General features: G+C 62.0%; 17 protein-coding genes. 9 read left to right on the top strand and 8 right to left on the bottom strand.

Annotated elements, in window-relative coordinates:
• Positions 1–744: DUF4157 domain-containing protein (locus VIM95_RS00895; RefSeq protein WP_331981705.1), on the bottom strand; the 744-nt coding region annotated here is incomplete at its 3' end.
• A gap of 392 nt (positions 745–1,136) precedes the next feature.
• Positions 1,137–1,631, bottom strand: coding sequence for a hypothetical protein (locus tag VIM95_RS00900; protein WP_331981708.1), 495 nt, complete (start codon positions 1,629–1,631; stop codon positions 1,137–1,139).
• 319 nt (positions 1,632–1,950) lie between these two features.
• Here VIM95_RS00900 and VIM95_RS00905 point away from each other — a divergent pair, with 319 nt between their 5' ends.
• The 3 genes from VIM95_RS00905 to VIM95_RS00915 all read left to right on the top strand — a co-directional run bounded on the left by VIM95_RS00905 (position 1,951) and on the right by VIM95_RS00915 (position 5,473).
• On the top strand, positions 1,951–2,721 hold the full coding sequence (locus VIM95_RS00905; protein WP_331981711.1) for a hypothetical protein: 771 nt from the start codon (positions 1,951–1,953) through the stop codon (positions 2,719–2,721).
• A gap of 33 nt (positions 2,722–2,754) precedes the next feature.
• The gene (locus tag VIM95_RS00910; RefSeq protein WP_331981713.1) at positions 2,755–4,671 is read left to right on the top strand and encodes a serine hydrolase domain-containing protein; all 1,917 of its coding nucleotides are present in this window, start codon (positions 2,755–2,757) and stop codon (positions 4,669–4,671) included.
• A 97-nt stretch (positions 4,672–4,768) separates the two neighbouring features.
• Positions 4,769–5,473 (top strand): glutathione S-transferase N-terminal domain-containing protein, encoded by a 705-nt coding sequence (locus tag VIM95_RS00915; protein ID WP_331981716.1) that lies wholly within the window; start codon positions 4,769–4,771, stop codon positions 5,471–5,473.
• A 58-nt stretch (positions 5,474–5,531) separates the two neighbouring features.
• On the opposite strand, the gene VIM95_RS00920 is transcribed toward VIM95_RS00915, so the two are convergent.
• Positions 5,532–6,362: an APH(3') family aminoglycoside O-phosphotransferase gene (locus tag VIM95_RS00920; protein ID WP_331981719.1), complete on the bottom strand. Its 831-nt coding sequence runs from the start codon at positions 6,360–6,362 to the stop codon at positions 5,532–5,534.
• A gap of 133 nt (positions 6,363–6,495) precedes the next feature.
• Here VIM95_RS00920 and VIM95_RS00925 point away from each other — a divergent pair, with 133 nt between their 5' ends.
• On the top strand, positions 6,496–6,816 hold the full coding sequence (locus VIM95_RS00925; protein ID WP_331981722.1) for a cupin domain-containing protein: 321 nt from the start codon (positions 6,496–6,498) through the stop codon (positions 6,814–6,816).
• Between the two features lie 132 nt (positions 6,817–6,948).
• The gene (locus tag VIM95_RS00930; protein WP_331981725.1) at positions 6,949–7,944 is read left to right on the top strand and encodes a hypothetical protein; all 996 of its coding nucleotides are present in this window, start codon (positions 6,949–6,951) and stop codon (positions 7,942–7,944) included.
• Positions 7,945–8,026: 82 nt separating this feature from the next.
• Here the strand turns inward: VIM95_RS00930 and VIM95_RS00935 are convergent, their stop codons facing one another.
• Positions 8,027–9,040: an aldo/keto reductase gene (locus VIM95_RS00935; protein WP_331981728.1), complete on the bottom strand. Its 1,014-nt coding sequence runs from the start codon at positions 9,038–9,040 to the stop codon at positions 8,027–8,029.
• 192 nt (positions 9,041–9,232) lie between these two features.
• Between VIM95_RS00935 and VIM95_RS00940 the strand changes: the two genes are divergently transcribed.
• The gene (locus VIM95_RS00940) at positions 9,233–10,138 is read left to right on the top strand and encodes a LysR family transcriptional regulator (protein WP_331981731.1); all 906 of its coding nucleotides are present in this window, start codon (positions 9,233–9,235) and stop codon (positions 10,136–10,138) included.
• Positions 10,139–10,203: 65 nt separating this feature from the next.
• Here VIM95_RS00940 and VIM95_RS00945 read toward each other — a convergent pair whose 3' ends face one another.
• Positions 10,204–11,280 carry an alkene reductase gene (locus VIM95_RS00945; RefSeq protein ID WP_422653319.1) on the bottom strand — a complete coding sequence of 359 codons (1,077 nt, stop codon included), beginning with the start codon at positions 11,278–11,280 and terminating at the stop codon, positions 10,204–10,206.
• Positions 11,281–11,642: 362 nt separating this feature from the next.
• Positions 11,643–12,080 (bottom strand): helix-turn-helix domain-containing protein, encoded by a 438-nt coding sequence (locus VIM95_RS00950; protein WP_331981738.1) that lies wholly within the window; start codon positions 12,078–12,080, stop codon positions 11,643–11,645.
• Between the two features lie 105 nt (positions 12,081–12,185).
• Between VIM95_RS00950 and VIM95_RS00955 the strand changes: the two genes are divergently transcribed.
• From VIM95_RS00955 to VIM95_RS00965, 3 genes are all read left to right on the top strand, one after another.
• On the top strand, positions 12,186–13,001 hold the full coding sequence (locus tag VIM95_RS00955; protein ID WP_331981741.1) for an oxidoreductase: 816 nt from the start codon (positions 12,186–12,188) through the stop codon (positions 12,999–13,001).
• Positions 13,002–13,071: 70 nt separating this feature from the next.
• Positions 13,072–13,332, top strand: coding sequence for a hypothetical protein (locus VIM95_RS00960; protein WP_331981744.1), 261 nt, complete (start codon positions 13,072–13,074; stop codon positions 13,330–13,332).
• A gap of 53 nt (positions 13,333–13,385) precedes the next feature.
• Positions 13,386–14,330, top strand: a complete 945-nt coding sequence (locus tag VIM95_RS00965) for an NADP-dependent oxidoreductase (protein ID WP_331981823.1) — start codon at positions 13,386–13,388, stop codon at positions 14,328–14,330.
• Between the two features lie 57 nt (positions 14,331–14,387).
• On the opposite strand, the gene VIM95_RS00970 is transcribed toward VIM95_RS00965, so the two are convergent.
• Together VIM95_RS00970 and VIM95_RS00975 are read right to left on the bottom strand one after the other, a co-directional pair.
• Positions 14,388–15,398: a LacI family DNA-binding transcriptional regulator gene (locus VIM95_RS00970; protein WP_331981747.1), complete on the bottom strand. Its 1,011-nt coding sequence runs from the start codon at positions 15,396–15,398 to the stop codon at positions 14,388–14,390.
• Between the two features lie 227 nt (positions 15,399–15,625).
• The gene (locus tag VIM95_RS00975) at positions 15,626–16,699 is read right to left on the bottom strand and encodes a sn-glycerol-3-phosphate ABC transporter ATP-binding protein UgpC (RefSeq protein ID WP_331981750.1); all 1,074 of its coding nucleotides are present in this window, start codon (positions 16,697–16,699) and stop codon (positions 15,626–15,628) included.
• Positions 16,700–16,702: the final 3 nt, after the last annotated feature.

The following is a 16,702-nucleotide window of genomic DNA, read 5'->3' on the forward strand; positions in this document are numbered from 1 at the left end:
CTTGCCCACATCGCTGCCCGTTCCATGGTCGTAGCTGCTGCAGGTTTCGATGGCCTTTTCCAGGCCTGAGACAAATTTCCAGCCACCGTCGCCAAAATTTTCCCGAGAATGGTCATCGGTCCCGTATTTGAAGTGCATTACGCCGCCCACATCGTGGATATGGTAGGCGGCGGGATCACCTAGGAACTTGCCTTTCTGTGATACATGTTTCGTGAAGGTGGTATAGAGCACGCCCTGCATCACCGATCCCGAGAGCGATATGGGCTCATGTTTTGCGGGCGCGGGCAAGCCGCCCTGCAGCGCCTTCGCCCCCATCACGTCGGCTTCGCGCTCCAGCCCGATGTCGTCGTTTACCGGCACGCCGGTTTTCATCTGCATGGTCGGTTTGACCCGGCCCTGGGCCTGCTGCACCACGTGCCAAGCCTCGTGCGGCAGATGCTTTTCCTGGCCGGGGGCGAGGTGGATGTCGGTACCCTGGGCATAGGCGTGGGCGTTCAATTGGGCCGGCTGGGATGAGTTGTAGTGCACGCGTACGTTGTCCAGCGACATGCCGGAGAGTGACTCCACGCCGGATTTGAGCTGGTCCGGCAGGCCGGTTCGATTGGGCGTGCGTGCACCATGCGATACGGTGTTGGCATCGTTGGCCATCTCTGCCATCTGGGTCAGATTCCGTACCTGCGAACTCCGTTTTGCGATGGTGGCGAGCTGTGCCGATTTTTCGACCTGTGAGCTGCGTTCGGCCATGGCGGTCAACTGGGCTAGCGGCAAGTGGACCGCTGCCGCGAGCTGGCCATTTTTGCGCTGTGCCACTTGAGTGGGTGGGGTGATGTGACGATGCTGCAATGGCGCTTTGGGCATGACACGCTCCTGACCCGAAGTTGCCGGGGCAATATGGGATGATTTGAGAGCAGATTAGGATGCAATGCGCTATTCCGCCTCCTTGGATCCCACGCAGTCCGATGCTTGGACAATGCACCGTTCAATCAGCCAGGCGCCCGGCAGGGGTATGTCGGCAGGGAAGCAAGGGAGGCTACCAGGCTACAGCCTGCCTTGAATGGCAAAACTCTGTCATCACCCAAACGGATGAAGGCCGGTTCTTTATTCTATTTCCGCTGTCCAGTTGGCCGCGGCACGGTTCAGTCCTGTTGCACTACCCGCATTACCGTGTACTGCAGGATGCGCGCGTCGTTGCTGGCGCGGTGGCGGGAGAGTTGCAGCTCTTCGGTCACGGCCTGGCGGGCAGCATCCCAGTGGCTGGTATCGGTGCGCGCCAGCAGTAGGCGCAGGTCCTGCAGATTGAAGTGGGGCGAGGTGTCGGCGGCGTCGAAGAGGCGGCTGAGCCAGGTGTAGTCGTGGTACCAGGAATCGGTATAGACCGTGCGCCCGAGTAGTTTGTCGTTGAGCGCCTGGGCCACCGTCTGAGGGCTGCGGCCGCAGCGCAGCAGCAGGTCGCGCTGGATGCCGTGCAGCGCCTCGGCACGGTCGTCCCAATATTGCCAGCCGGGTTCGGGCTGGATCAGGGTGCAGTAGCTCTCGCCGTCGGGCAACACACAGCCCACCTCGATAGGGTAGCTGGCGGGGCCGAAGCCGGAAGCTTCGATATCGATGATGGTCGGTGGCAGGCTGTCCATCGCTTTCCCTCTTTTAATGCTGGGCGGGGTACTGCACCAGGCCCGGCAAGCAAGTTCCGCACCCTGTCCTTGCAACCGAGCCAGTGCATGCCGCTCGGGTATTACACCGCGCTCTTTGCACCGCCTTTGCGCACATCGCTCACCGGGCGCACCAGGTTTGCGTCGTGTGAAGGCGGTGCATTTCGTCGCCCTTTGCTGCGTTTGGTGCCATTGGCGGTCCATTCTGTCGCGGCCTTGGTTGTGGCTTGGGAAACCGTTTCCTAGACTGGCCGTCACAGTCTGGCTGTATCTATCCCACTATCGACCATAAAGGTGTGACGTGTTGCCCATTCGCCTCTCGCTGTCCCTACCTGCCGCTAGCCTTTTGCTGTGCGCTTCGCTGACCAGCCATGCCGATGGCCTGGCCGACCTCAAGGGTGCCTTGGCCCGCCTGCAGGGGCAGGCCCCGGTGAGCGGGGCTTTGGAGGTGAAATCCTGGCGCAAGACGGGCGACGGTAAGGACGCGCAGGAGAAGCAGGGCCAGGCCAACTTCAATATTGAAGAAAGCGCCCGCGGTCTGCAGGTGCTGTACGGCAAGGAGCTCCTGGCGCGGGCGGATGCCGAGGACCGCGCCAAGAGCAAGGACAAGAAGGCCAAGACACCGACCCTGTATGCCTTGGGTGAGGTAGGCAACAGAGAGCTGCGCAATATGACCACCGCGGCGGCGGCGCTGAGCCGCGAGCTGGAAGACGCGGTGTTCAAGACCGAGGCTGCCGATAGCTACAACGGCAAGCCGGCCCGCAAGCTGAGTTTTGAGATGCCGCTGGAAAAGCTCTCTGAAGAGGCACGTAAATACGTGCGCAAGTTCGATACCACCCTGGATATCTGGATTGCCAACGATGGCACCCCTTTGGCCAGCAGTCTGCACGTGAATGCATCGGGCCGGGCCTTTGTGGTGATCAGCTTCGAGCAGCGCTCGGACGAGGAGCGCCGTTACGCCGTTGTGGGCGACCGCCTGGTGCTGCTGCGCAAGGACGAGAAGGGGTCGTCCTCCGGTGCGGGTGAGAAGCAGGAATACAAGACCACCACGACACTGCAATTGGCATCCTGAGCCGCTTGAGCGGCCGCAAGAGGGGGAGTGGACATGAGGAAATGGATGTGGGGACAGACCCGTGTGCTGCTGGGCCTGGCAGTGGCGGCCGGCCTGCTGGCGGGAAATGTGGCGCAGGCGGCAGCCGCCGCGCAGCGGCTGGATGCTGCCGATCTCGGCGCTTTTGTCGACGGTTATCTGCCGATCGAGATGGAGCGGGCCGATATTGCCGGTATGGCGGTGGCCGTGGTCAAGGACGGCAAGCTGCTTCTGGCGCGCGGCTATGGTTACGCCGACCGTGAACGCAAGACGCCGGTGGTGGCGGATGAGACGCTGTTCCGCATTGGCTCCATCTCCAAGCTCTTTGTCTGGACTGCGGTGCTGCAACTGGTGGAGCAGGGGCAACTGGACCTGGACACCGACGTACAGGGCTACCTCGACTTCCCCTTGCCCAAGCGCGACGACAAGCCATTGACCCTGCGCCAGCTGATGACGCATACGGCCGGCTTTGAGGAGACGCTGCAGGACATGTGGGCCATGCCTGGCTCCAGCCTGGATCTGCGCGACTACGTGGTCAATCATGTGCCGCTGCAGCGTTACCCGGCCGGCAGCACCGTGGCGTATTCCAACTACGGCGCCACGCTGGCGGCCTATATCGTTGCCCGGCGCAGCGGGCTGAGTTTTGACGACTACGTGGCCCAGCGCCTACTCAACCCCTTGGGCATGCACCACACCAGCCTTCGCCAGCCCTTGCCCCATGAACTGGCAGCTGCCATGGCCAGCGGTTACGGCATGGGTAGCGAGGCAGCCCAGCCCTTCGAGCTTATCCGGGTGGCGCCGGCCGGCAGTGCGTCGGCCACCGCCGGCGATATTGCGCGCTTCATGCAGGCGGAACTGAGCGGTGGGCTGACTGCGGGGCCACGTATTCTGCAGCCGGCCTCGCTGGTGCAGATGCAGGCGCCTACCTGGCACTTGCACCCGCAAGGGCCGGCCATGACACTGGGCTACTGGGAGGTGGCGGGGTTTGGGCAGCGGGTGATCAGCCACGGTGGCGATACCATGTGGTTCCACAGTGGGCTCTACCTCTTGCCCGAGCAGCGAGTGGGCGTATTCATCGTGCAGAACAGCAATGGCGAGCGGGTGTTGCGCGATGCGTTCTTCCGTCGCTTTATGGCGCGCTACTTTCCATCCGCGCCGACGGCGGTGAAGGCGGATACCGGACCCATGCCCTGGTTGGCCGGCAACTACCTCGACACCCGCCGCAATGAGCACAGCCCCATGTATCTCTTGAGCTTGTTGAGCCAGGTGCAGGTGAGCCAGGCGGCAGACGGTACGCTGACCATGGACCAAGCACGCTGGCCCAATGGCAAGCCCATCGTCTTCCGCCCACGCGGTGCAGGCGTATGGCAGAACGGCGACGACAGTTCGCGCCAGCTTTACTTCCAGCAGGACGGGCAGGGACGTTGGCGCATGGGTGGGACGGTAGGGATGCAGGTGCTGGAGCGCGTGCTGTGGTACCAGGATATGGCCTTGTGGCGCTGGGTCCTGGGTGGGGCGATGGCGGTGGCCTTGCTGGCTCTGCTGGGCTGGCCCGCCGGGGCTGCCCTGCGCCGTTATGCAGGCCGCAGCCGGGTATTGCCGCCGGATCTGCGGCAGGCACAGTGGTTGGCGCGCGGTTCGGCACTGCTTACGGTGCTCCCGTGGGCCATCCTGGCGGTGGGCGGGCTCTGCTGGCAGAGCGCCGGCCTGCTGCAGGACTCCCGTCTGCAGCTGGTGCTCAGGGCCATGCAGCTGGCGGCTTGGCTGGCACTCCTGATGCTGCTGCCGCTGGCTCGTGCGCAACTGGCGGTCTGGCGTACCGCGGGTACCGGCTGGCAACGTGCCCATCATGCACTGGTGTGGCTGGCAGGGCTTGCCGCGGCAATCTTGGCCTGGCAGGGGCAGCTCTTGTTCTGGGCCGGCAAATACTGATGCCTGCCTGGCTTGCAATTATGCAAAGCACCACCACGTAAGCAGGATAGGCCCGCCGCTAAAGCGGGCCCGGTGCCTACCCAGCCAAGGAAACCCCATGACCCAGCTCGCCGACTTCCCTATCCACCAGAAATGGCCCGCCCAGCACCCCGAGCGGCTGCAACTGTATTCGTTGCCCACGCCCAATGGCGTGAAGGTATCCATCGCGCTGGAAGAACTGGGCCTCGCGTATGAGCCGCACTTGGTGAGCTTTGGTACCAACGACCAGCTCAGCCCCGAATTCCTGTCACTGAACCCGAACAACAAGATCCCCGCCATCATCGACCCGAACGGCCCTGGTGGCCAGCCGCTGCCGCTGTTCGAATCGGGCGCCATCCTGATCTATCTGGCCGAGAAGACCGGCAAGCTCATCCCTTCCGACGCCGCCAAGCGTTACGAAACCATACAGTGGGTGATGTTCCAGATGGGTGGCATCGGCCCCATGTTCGGCCAGGTGGGCTTCTTCCATAAGTTCGCCGGCAAGGAATACGAGGACAAGCGCCCGCTGCAGCGCTACCTCGATGAATCCAAGCGCCTGCTGGCCGTACTGGACCAACGCCTGGAAGGCCGCAACTGGGTGATGGGCGACGAATACACCATCGCCGACATCGCCATCTTCCCCTGGGTGCGCAATCTGGTGGGCTTCTACGAAGCCGGCGAGCTGGTGGAGTTCAGCAAGTTCAAGAACGTGAACCGCGTGCTGGAGGCTTTCGTGGCACGACCGGCGGTGGTGAAGGGCCTGGATATACCCAAGCGCGGTTAAGCTGCTGCTGCCTTGATACGGCCCCTGCCTCCATGCTGGAGGCGGGGGCCGTTTTCATTCAGAAGCACTCGTCAAGGCACAGATGAAAAGTCAGCTTGCCTTCGTCCGGCTCGGCCAGGCCGTAGGCCTTGAAGAAGGTCTGCTGTAGCTCGGGGCCGAATTCGGCCAGGCAGTTCCAGAGGATGGCCAGGTCCTGGTAGCGGTCCGCCACCCCCAGGCGACCCAGGTCGATCAGGCCGGTGATCTGGCCGTGTTCATCGAGCAGGATATTGTCCAGCGAATAGTCGCCGTGGCTGACTACCGGGTCCGGGATCAGCGGCAGGTACTGGGTCATGGCCTGCCAGACTTGCTCGGCTGTCCAGCCGGCGCGTTCCTCGTCGAAGTCGTCGACATCCACCTCTTCCGCATCGATACGGCGGCGCGCCTCGGCCAGCCGGCCGCTATGGTGGGCATGGTAGGGGCATTGTTCAGGCGGCAGCAGATGCAGGCTTTGCAGGCACTGGGCCAGGGCGGTGACGACCGCCTCGCTGCGCTCTGGTGCCTCGGTCAGCCATTGGTAGGCGGTACGGCCCGGTAGGGCACGGGTGGGCAGCCACGCCTCGTTGTCCGTCCATTCGAAGTACTCCAGCATCGCGGCCGGTAGCAAACCGGATAACCAGCGCAGCCGGGTCATCTCGTCGATCAGCTGGCTGACGGATTCAGCTGAAGCGTACTTGAGATAAAGATCGGCCTCGCCCGCTTTGGCAAGGCGGTAGACCGTTGCACCAGCCTGCCCTACCAGATTGCGCGTCCATCGAAAACCAGCCAGGCGCTGCAGCAGTCCATGGGGGAGCGGTGGGGCATCGGCCGGGACTTCGCGGACGGGGAGGGCGAGGCTGTTGGCGGACATGGGTCTATAGCATTGCGTCAGGTATCTACTTTAGGTGGCTGGCGGCGAGGGAGTTCCCCTGATACTCAACGGTAGGCAAGATGGTGGCAAGACGCCAATTCCGGCGGGATATTCTGGCCAGGCAGGAGCAAGCATGAGCGTAGGCAACCTCTTTGATGACGCGGGTGTACCCGTAAACGGCGAACGCTTTGACGTGCTGCTTGCGCATCGCAATCTGGTGGTGGAGCGCATCATCAGCTCCAGCGATATCACCCCCAGCCAGTATGTGCAGGAACAGGACGAGTGGGTGCTGCTGGTGCAGGGTGAAGCGGTGCTCGATATTGCGGGTGAGCAGAAAGCGCTCAAGGCCGGAGACTATGTCTTTCTGCCCGCGAAAACGCCGCACATGGTGCTCAGTACTTCACACGGCGCGATGTGGCTGGCGCTGCATTTGCACCCGGATGCAGCCCGGTAAGTAGCAAGCAGGCGATGCCCTATGCGGCAATTTGACCACGCCTGCTACCTTGCTGTGCACACGGCTTCCCTCTGACGGTGTGGTCCGCTATGGTGCCGGCTCGCCAATAAAAGCACGCAAGAGGGGGAGTCGATGCAAGGAATTCGAGTTGCCATGCTGGGTCTGGCGGCGCTGGTCGCCGCTGCGGCAGACAATCTGCCACAGCGGGGGGCGCAGCCGGTGCCGGTGCTGGAGGTCAAGAAGCTGGCACGGCAGTTTGTCGATCTTTGGGATGCGAGCAAGGATCTCCCCAGCGAGCAGCGGGTAGCGCGCTTCAAGACCGACATTGCCGTTCGCTTTCCCGAGTTCTACGGGGTAGAGCGCTATGCGGGAGCGGTCACCGAGGCTGAGCAGGACAAGCGTATCGCCAATGCTATCGAGAAGTTCGGCCCACTGCGGGAGGCCTACCTTGCCAAGCTGACCCAGTTTGACCAGGACCTGCCACGGCATATCGCCAGCTTTACCGCCGCCTTCCCGGACTACCGGCCCAGTGGGGAGACCTGGTTGCTGCACTCGCTGGGTGAGATGGACGGCGGCACGCGCGAATTCAAGGGTAAGCAATACCTGATCTTTGGTGTGGACGGGATGGTGCGCTACCACGGTACCAGCAACGAGGCGGCCTTCTTTCACCATGAGCTCTTCCATACCTACCATCAGAAGTCCTTTGGAGATTGCGCCCAGAGTGGTGTGTGGGAGCCGCTTTGGATTGAAGGGCTGGCGGTGCATGTTTCCAAGGTGTTGAACCCGGATGCCAGCCTGAAGGAGATGCTGCTGGATATGCCGGAGGGCCTGGTTGCCCGGACGGATGAGAAGCTGGCGGCATCGTTCGCTCAACTTGAATCGATTTTGGCCAGTACCGATGTCAAATACGCCGCGCCGCTATTTCAGTTCGGCAAGGATGACACCGGCCTGATCCCGCGGCGAGGTTATTACCTGGGCTATCTGGTTGCTCGTGAGCTTGGCAAGACGCGGGATATCCAGGCCCTGGGCAAACTGAGCTGCGAAGAGGCCAGGCCGCTGGTGTTTGCCACGGTGCACCAGCTCCGGCTGGAAGCAGAGCAGCGCCAGGCGGCGGGTAAGGCGCAGTAAAGAACGGGTAGTCCCAACTGGCCTGCAATGAAAACGGCGCAAACTCTTGCGGGCTTGCGCCGTTTGCTTGCCTAGGCGTCGATCAACCGGCGATAGGCAGCGGTGCGGCGGGGTGGACCAGCTCGGCGGCGCGCAGCTCGCGCCAGAAGTCGGCCGGGACCAGCTCGTTCAGCGCGGCGCGGTCCTCGGCAATGCGGCCGGGCTTGCTGGCACCGGGGATGACCGCGGCCACGGCCGGGTTGGCCAGGGCGAACTGCAGGCCTGCGGCCTTCATGCTGATGCCGTAGCGGTCGGCAATCGCCTTGATCTTGGCGACCTTGGCCAGGATCTGCGGTGTGGCCGGGGCGTACTCGAAATTGGGGCCGCCCACCAGGGCGCCGGAGCTGTAGGGGCCGCCGACGACGATGCCCAGGCCACGCTCGGCCACAGCCGGCATAACACGCTGCAGGGCGCGCTCGTGGTCCAGCAGGGTGTAACGGCCGGCGAGGAGGAAGCCGTCCGGGCGGTTGTTTTCCAGCGCCAGCAGGGTCTCGATCGGCTCGACGCGATTCACGCCCAAACCCCAGGCCTTGATCACGCCTTCGTCGCGCAGCTGGTCCAGCACCTTGAAGGCACCCTTGCGGGCGCTTTCGAACACGCTGAGCCATTCGTCACCGTAGAAGTCCTGCGCCACATCGTGCACCCAGACAATCTCGATATGGTCGGTCTTGAGCCGCTTGAGACTGTCCTCGATCGAGCGCAGGGTGGCGTCGGCCGAGTAGTCGTTGACGATCTTGTTAGGGCGGCCGTACTTGAACACGTCGCCCTTTTCCCCGAGGTCGCGGGCGCTGACATCCTCGACCTCATCGAGGATCAGTCGGCCGACCTTGGTGCTGATCACATAGTCGCTACGTGGCTTGCTGGCCAGCGCCTCACCCATGCGGATCTCGGCGAGGCCGGCGCCATAGAAGGGGGCGTTGTCGAAGTAGCGGATGCCGTCGTTCCAGGCGGCTTCTACCGTGGCCAAGGCTTCGGCCTCGGGGATGTCGCGGAACATATTGCCCAGAGGGGCGGTACCGAAGCCGAGCTTGCCGGGGAGAAGGTCTTTGAGTGCCATGATGGGTTCCTTTTAATGGTTGATTCGCCAGGGAGGAGCGGTGTCTTGCCGTTCTCGATAGCGAGATCATGCGCGCCCAGGGTGCCATTCCTGTAATTTATTCAATGGATTCAAGACATTCGTGTTATGAATGTCTGGTGAATAGAATTCACGCCACGCCGTATTTGCCTGCCCCCTACAGAGAGCACCCCCATGCGGTACGACCTGAACCTGCTACCTGTCTTTGTTGCCCTGATGGAAGAGCGCAATGTGACCCGTGCGGCCGAGCGGCTGGGCATCACCCAGCCGGCGCTGTCCAACTCGTTGGCCCGCTTGCGTACCGTGATGCGCGACCCGCTGTTCATACGCGAGCGCTATGGCATGCAGCCCACGCAAAAGGCCGAGGAGCTGGCGCCGGTGATTGCCGAGGCGCTGGCGAGGCTGGATGAGGTGGTGCTGGGGCAACAGGAGTTCGACCCGGCGCAGGCCAAGCTGCTAGTCACCATTGCGGTGAACAGCTATGTGGAATTTGTGATGGTGCCGGCCATCGTGGCCAGGCTGCGCGAGCTGGCACCTGGCATACGGCTCAGGCTTACACCCTTTGCCACCGATCTGGCCGAGACCGGCGTGATATCGGGCACCACCGCCATGGTGCTGGGCCGCATTAGCGACCCGCCGGATAACCTGGTGGTACAGCACGTGATGGACGACAGCCTGGCCTGCGTGGTGCGCGCCGACCACCCCACGGTGGGCAAGCGCATGAGCAAGCAGCAGTTCGAGCAGCTCAAGCATGTGAATGTGCTGCCGGCAGGGCGGCTACGGGTAGGCCTGGCGCAGACCCTAGCGCGGCACGGCTTGCGGCGCGAAGTGGCAGTGTCGGTCACGCACTTTTTGGCCACGCCGGAGCTGGTGGCGGCAACCGACTACTGCGCCACCTTGCCCTGCCTGATCTGCCGGCGGCTGGCGGGCGACACCCGGCTCAAGATCGTGCCCTCGCCGGTGGAGCTGGGCACCTTCCCGGTAGAGATGGCCTGGCATGTGCGCTACCGCACCGACCCGGTACATATGTGGCTGCGGGGGCTGGTGGCGGAGGTGGCGAAGGAAGTGTCGGGCGGGTGAGCGCCAGACGATAGAGATACAAAACGGCGCAATACCCCAAGAGGTATTGCGCCGCTAGTTCAGACTCAACGGCCCGTGAACTGCGTGTAGCCCTCGGCGCCGCCACCGAAGAAGCCGGCCATCGGGGCTTCAAACAAGGGGGCTTCGGTGCGCAGGCGTTCCACCAGGTCCGGGTTGCCGATAAAGGGCTTGCCGAAGGCCACCATGCTGGCGTGGCCTGAGCCGGTTGCATCAATAGCGCGTTCACGGTTATAGCCATTGTTGGCGATATAGGCGCCGGTAAAGCGTTCGCGCAGGGCCTTCACATCGAAGAGGTCGGTGCCGTCGCTGTCATGCAGCTGGCCTTCCACCACGTGCAGGTAAGCGAGGCCCATCTCGCTCAGCTTCTTCACCAGGTAGCCGTGGGTCTCCATGGGCGTGCTGTCGAGTGGGGTATCGCCAATCGCGGTGGAGAGCGGCGAGAGGCGCAGGCCCACGTGGTCAGCACCCCAGACCTCGATCACCGCCTCGGTCACTTCCAGCGTCAGCCGGGCACGGTTGGCGATGGAGCCGCCGTATTGGTCGGTGCGCTGGTTGGTGCTGTCGCGCAAGAACTGCTCCAAGAGGTAGCCGTTGGCGGCATGGACTTCTACCCCATCAAAACCGGCCTGCTTGGCGCGGATAGCGGCCTGGCGGTAGTCATCGATGATGCCGGCGATCTCCCCGGTCTCCAGCGCACGCGGCATGGAGGGCGCTTCGAAGCCTTGCTCGGTAAAGACATTGCCGCCGGCGCGGATGGCAGACGGTGCCACCGGGGCGATACCGTCTGCCTGCATGCTCACATGCGACATACGGCCCACATGCCAGAGCTGCAGCACGATCTTGCCGCCTTTGGCATGCACGGCGTCAGTCACGCGCTTCCAGGCAGCCACATGTTCATCGGTATAGATGCCCGGCGTGTAGGCATAGCCACGACCCTGGCGGGAGATATTGGTGGCCTCGGCAATGATCAGGCCGGCAGTGGCACGCTGGCTGTAGTACTCCACGGCCAGGGGCGTCTGCACGCCTTCCATATCGGCCCGCGAACGGGTGAGCGGGGCCATGGCAATGCGGTTCTGCACTTCGATAGCGCCGATCTTGGTGGGGGCGAAGAGGTTCATGATTTGCTCCAGTAGGTTGATTTTAAATACGAAGATCAATTCCATCGAGCCGTTCAATGGTGGCTCGGTAGCTGGAGCGAAGCATGCGCTGACGGGGTTAATTCATGAAATTTATTAGATGGATTTCAGAAATTTCTCGAGTGAATGTCTCAGTGGCGGGGGGTTTGAACAGGGATTACATCGAATTCCCTGGCGCACATATGGCGCAATGCCCTTAAGGGATTGGCCCTGCGAGCGGGCATGTGCGTTGCCGGCACGGTTCGATGCATATGTGGCCGCGGACCTTAACGGCGGATGTTGCGAGGGAAATGACCGGCGGGTCAGCCTACGGGGACCAGGGAGGCTTGATATGTCTGGGCCGTGTTTCAGTCCGGCAAGACAACCCGTATGGGTCGGCTTCCAATCTCCGCCCCGGTCACCTTATCGATGGCTAGCGGCTGAATCTCGGTCCCGGTTTCGGCATCGAAGAAGCGGGTGAGTTTTCCTTCCCCCCGGTGTTTGCGACCCCAGGCGCCGATCATGAAGAGTGCTGGCAGGAAGTCCTTTCCCGCGCTTGTCAGCACGTACTCGTCACGGGGTGGTCGCTGCGAGTAGCGGCGTTTGTCGAGTAGCCCTTCCTCCGTAAGCGTAGCCAGCCGTTTGGTCAAGATCGTGGGGGCAATGCCCAGACTTTGGCGGAACTGGTCAAAGCGGGTGAGCCCTGCATGGGCATCCCTAAGAATCAGCATGCTCCAGGCATCGCCCAAGAAAGCAAGGGTGCGCGCGATGGGACAGGCCGCGGCAGAAGATTTTTCGTCGTCCATATCATTTAAGTAGTGACTTACTACTCATTTAGTAGTAACGTTGATATCGAATTGATAGTAACACTTTCATGCTGAATCAGCCACTACAGATAGGAAACGAGATCCATGACTAAGATCGGAATGGGCGTAGCGCTCGTAACGGGAGCGTCGTCAGGAATTGGACGTGCAACGACCCAGGCTTTGTTGCAGGCGGGTTATCGTGTTTTTGGTACCAGCCGCAAGGAAGTTGTCGAGGGTGTCGACGGAGTCACCATGCTGAATTGCGATGTGACGGACGATGCGTCGGTCCAGAGCATGATGGCAGAGGTGCTGCATCAAGCCGGGCGTATCGACCTGCTGGTCAACAATGCGGGCGTAGGCCTGCTTGGTGGTGCTGAAGAGTCATCTACGCAGCAGGCTCAAGCCTTGTTTAATGTGAACGTGTTTGGTGTTATCCGGGTAAGCAACGCAGTGCTGCCATTGATGCGCCAGCAGGGACAAGGCCGGATCGTCAACGTCAGTTCAATATTGGGCCTGATTCCCGCCCCTTTCAACGCCCTCTACGCCGCCACCAAGCACGCCGTCGAAGGCTACTCTGAGTCGCTTGACCATGAGCTGCGAACCCAAGGGATTCGGGTTGTGTTGATCGAGCCTGGTGTTACCCGGACTTCATTTGAAGAAAACATCATTCGGCCAGACCGCCAAATCCCCGTCTACGACGTGGTACGCGATCGTATGGAGCAGTTGATGCGGAAATGGGTGGATGCGGGAGATGCGCCAGAAATCGTTGCGGACGCTGTGGTTTTGGCTGCCACGGCCGCGATGCCAAGAAGGCGTTACACCGCAGGCAAACAGGCCAGCCAGGTCCGTGCATTGCGACGATTCCTTCCTGAATCCGTCGTCGACAGGAGCTTGCGAAAGTTCAACGAACTCCCCGTCTGACCATCCCGATGTGTACGCATCAAGCGCCCCTGGTCGCGTGCCAGCCGCTACATTCAATTTGGAGATAAGCATGGTTATCTTTGCCGCTCCCGTCTTTGCCCTCGTGCTATCGGTATTTGGGTATGGCGTGATTCACGAACATGGCGCCTCATCGAAGAAACCGCAGTCCTCGGTCGTCCTTGACAGCACGCTACCTCCCCGTCCAGGCAGTAGCGTGGTGGCTGTCGAACTGGCCTGCCTGGATCAGGGGCAGGGGTGCCGGCAAATCGATGCATCCCCGGCAGCAACGACTGCTTCAACCCACCATGAAGGCATGGAGCAGACACAATGAAGGCTTACGTTGTAGCGCAGTACGGAAAAGGTAAACCTCTGCAGCTGCGTGAGATGCCTGACCCGGAGCCAGGTCCGCACGAGGTCTTGGTCCAAGTCCATGCCACGAGTGTAAATATGCTGGACTCCAAGATCAGGGATGGTGAGTTCAAAATGCTTCTACCATACCGTTTGCCGCTGATTCTCGGGAACGATGTGGCGGGTGTCGTGATGCGTGTTGGTGTAAACGTGCGTGGATTCAAGCCTGGCGACGAGGTTTACGCGAGACCGGATAAAAGCAAGATCGGTACCTTTGCAGAGCTCATTGCGGTCAACGAAGCGGACCTGGCAATCAAACCCAAGACCTTGTCCATGGAAGAGGCTGCATCCATACCTCTGGTTGGCTTGACTGCATGGCAAGTTCTGGTCGAGAGAGCGAATTTGCAAAAGGGGCAGAAAGTACTGATCCATGCGGGCTCAGGGGGCGTGGGCACCTTCGCCATCCAATTGGCAAAACATCTGGGTGCCAAGGTTGCCGTAACGACCAGCACAAAGAACCAGGCGCTTGTACGTGCCCTCGGCGCCGACGTTGTTATCGACTACACGAAGGAGGACTTCTCGACGGTTCTCCGAGACTACGATGTGGTGTTGAATAGTCTTGGCGCGGAAGTGCTCGAAAAATCGGTCCAAGTGCTCAAGCCAGGGGGACGTCTGATCTCGATCTCCGGGCCTCCGGATCCTGACTTTGCGAGAGAGTTGGGGTTGCCATGGCTGCTGGGGCTGGTCATGCGTATGTTGAGCTATCGCATCCGCAAGAAGGCAAAGTCCCACGGTGCCAGCTATTCATTCGTCTTCATGAGGGCAGAAGGAACGCAATTGCGCGAAATCAGCCACCTTATCGATACCGGCGCGATCCGACCTGTCATTGACAACGTCCTACCTTTCGAGTCGACCAACGAAGCGATCACCTATGTCGAAAGCGGCCGTGCAAAAGGCAAGGTTGTCATTAAATTGCGATAGTGCCGCGTTTCGTTGTTACCGGATTTCAGCCACAGCCCAGCAGGGTTTAGATGGCACCTAACATGGCAAGCGCGCCACCGAATCCCGCATCCGCAAGCTCAGCTCAAAGCTGCGCTCCACCGGCAAATTCATGCCATAGCAGCGGTTGAGCAGCCAGTTGAGGCTGCCTTGCACCAGCTCCGGTAGTGGAGCGTGGATGGTGCTCAGGCGGGGGGAGGCGTAGGCGGCCATGTCGATATCGTCGTAGCCGACCACCGAGATATCGCCGGGTACCTGCAGGCCCACGCCCTGCAGGCAGGAGATGGCTGCCAGGGCCATTTCGTCGTTGGCGGCGAAGAGGCCGGTGAAGGGTTTGTCCATGGCCAATAGCTGCTGGGCGCACTGCCAGCCGCTGGGCATGGAAAAGTCGCCGGTCACATGCAGGACTGACTCGCGTGCGATGCCTTGCTCGGCCAGCTCGGCGTAGAAGCCTTCCAGACGCTCGCGGTTATCGGTGGCGCGGTCCGGGCCGGCGATCACCGCCAGCTTGCGGTGGCCGTGTTCCAGAAGGGCGCGGGCAGCCAGTCGACCGCCGCCGCGGTGGTCCATGAAAAAGCAGCCTTCCTCGAGCAGCGGTACCTCGCGGTTGACCACGGCGAGGTTGGGCTGGCGGCGCTTGAATTCGCCCAGCTCGGCGTCGCTGATCTCGTGGCTGAACACCAGGATGCCATCGCACTGGCGCTGGATCAGGAAGTCCACGCCCTCAAGTGCCTCCTCGTGCGGGCCGCCGTGGCCACAACCGTTGACCGCCACCATATGGCGGTCCACCTTGCGCAGCTCGGTGTCCAGTACGCGCAGGATGGGGCCGTAGTAGGCGCCGCCAAAGTCGGGTACGAATACGCCGATGGTGCCCAAGGAGCGGGCCGAGAGGGCACGGCCGATATGGGAGGGGCGGAAGTCCAGCTCGGCAATGGCACTACGTACCTTGTCGGTGGCGCGGGCTGATACCGCACCCTTGCCCGAGAGGACGCGCGAGACGGTGCCTACGCCCACGCCGGCGAGCTTTGCTACATCCTTGATGGTGGCCACTGCCGTTTCCCCTAGCCCTGAAAGCGCATTCTGAATTGTGAAAAGGTTTAGTTAATTCAACACAATGACGAGCGTCAGCGAGGTTCCCCGCGACGGCGGGGCGGAGGGGGGGATTAAAACAGGAAAGAGCCGACTGTCTCAGGCTTCTCTGCTGCGTAGCGCCAGGGTCACCCTGGCGCCTGCACAACCCTCCAGCATCAATCAATGACTTACGATTTATACCAGGCTCAGAGTCGTTGTCCGTTGTCGCCCGAGAACAGCGAGATGCGGGTCTGGTCTATGCCGAAGTCTACCCGGCTGTCGGCACTGACTGGCAAGTCCTCTGCCAGCATGGCGGCCAATTGGCTCTGGCCCTGTTGCAACCAGACCACCTGATGGTTGCCCATGGGCTCGACCAGGGTCACCTGGGCCTGGTAGCCGGCACCGGGACGCAGTTGCAGGTGCTCGGGCCGCACACCCAGGGTAACGGGCATGCCGTGCTGTGGTGTGCCCTGGAAGGCGTAGCCGGCCAGCGGCAGGGCCAGCCCAGGGGCATGGAAGTGCCAGCTGTCGCCTTGCTGCTGCAGCTGGCCCTCGATGAAGTTCATGCCCGGCGAGCCCAGAAAGCCGGCCACGAAGCGGTTGGCCGGGCGGGCGTAGACCTCGCCGGGGGCGCCGATCTGCTGGATGCGGCCGTCCTTCATGACCGCGATGCGGTTCGCCAGGGTCATGGCCTCCACCTGGTCGTGGGTGACGTAGATCATGGTGGAGCGCAGCTGCTTGTGCAGTTGCTTGATCTCGCGCCGCAGTTCGCCACGCAGCTTGGCGTCGAGGTTGGAGAGCGGTTCGTCGAACAGGAAGACCCGTGCCTGCCGCACCAGGGCCCGGCCGATGGCCACGCGCTGGCGTTGGCCGCCTGATAGCTGTGCAGGCTTGCGCTTCAGTAGCGGGCCCAGCTGCAATATCTCCGCCGCGCGGTCTACCCGGCGTTGGATCTCGGCCTTGTCGGTGCCATTGATGCGCAGGCCGAAGGCAAGGTTGCGTTCCACATTCATGGTCGGGTAGAGGGCGTAGGACTGGAACACCATGCCGATATGGCGGTCCTTGGGGTCGGCCCAGGTCATGTCCTCGCCGCCGATCTCGATACGGCCGTCGCTGACGTCGATCAGGCCGGCGATGCTGTGCAAGAGGGTGGATTTGCCACAGCCCGAGGGGCCGAGCAGGACCAGGAACTCGCCCTCGGCGACTTCCAGGTCCAGCGCCGGGATGATGGCATTGCCGGAGAGGGTGATCTGCAGTTGCTGGATGGATACCTTGGACATGGG

Source organism: Chitinimonas sp. (assembly GCF_036568685.1).
Lineage (GTDB): Bacteria > Pseudomonadota > Gammaproteobacteria > Burkholderiales > Chitinimonadaceae > Chitinimonas.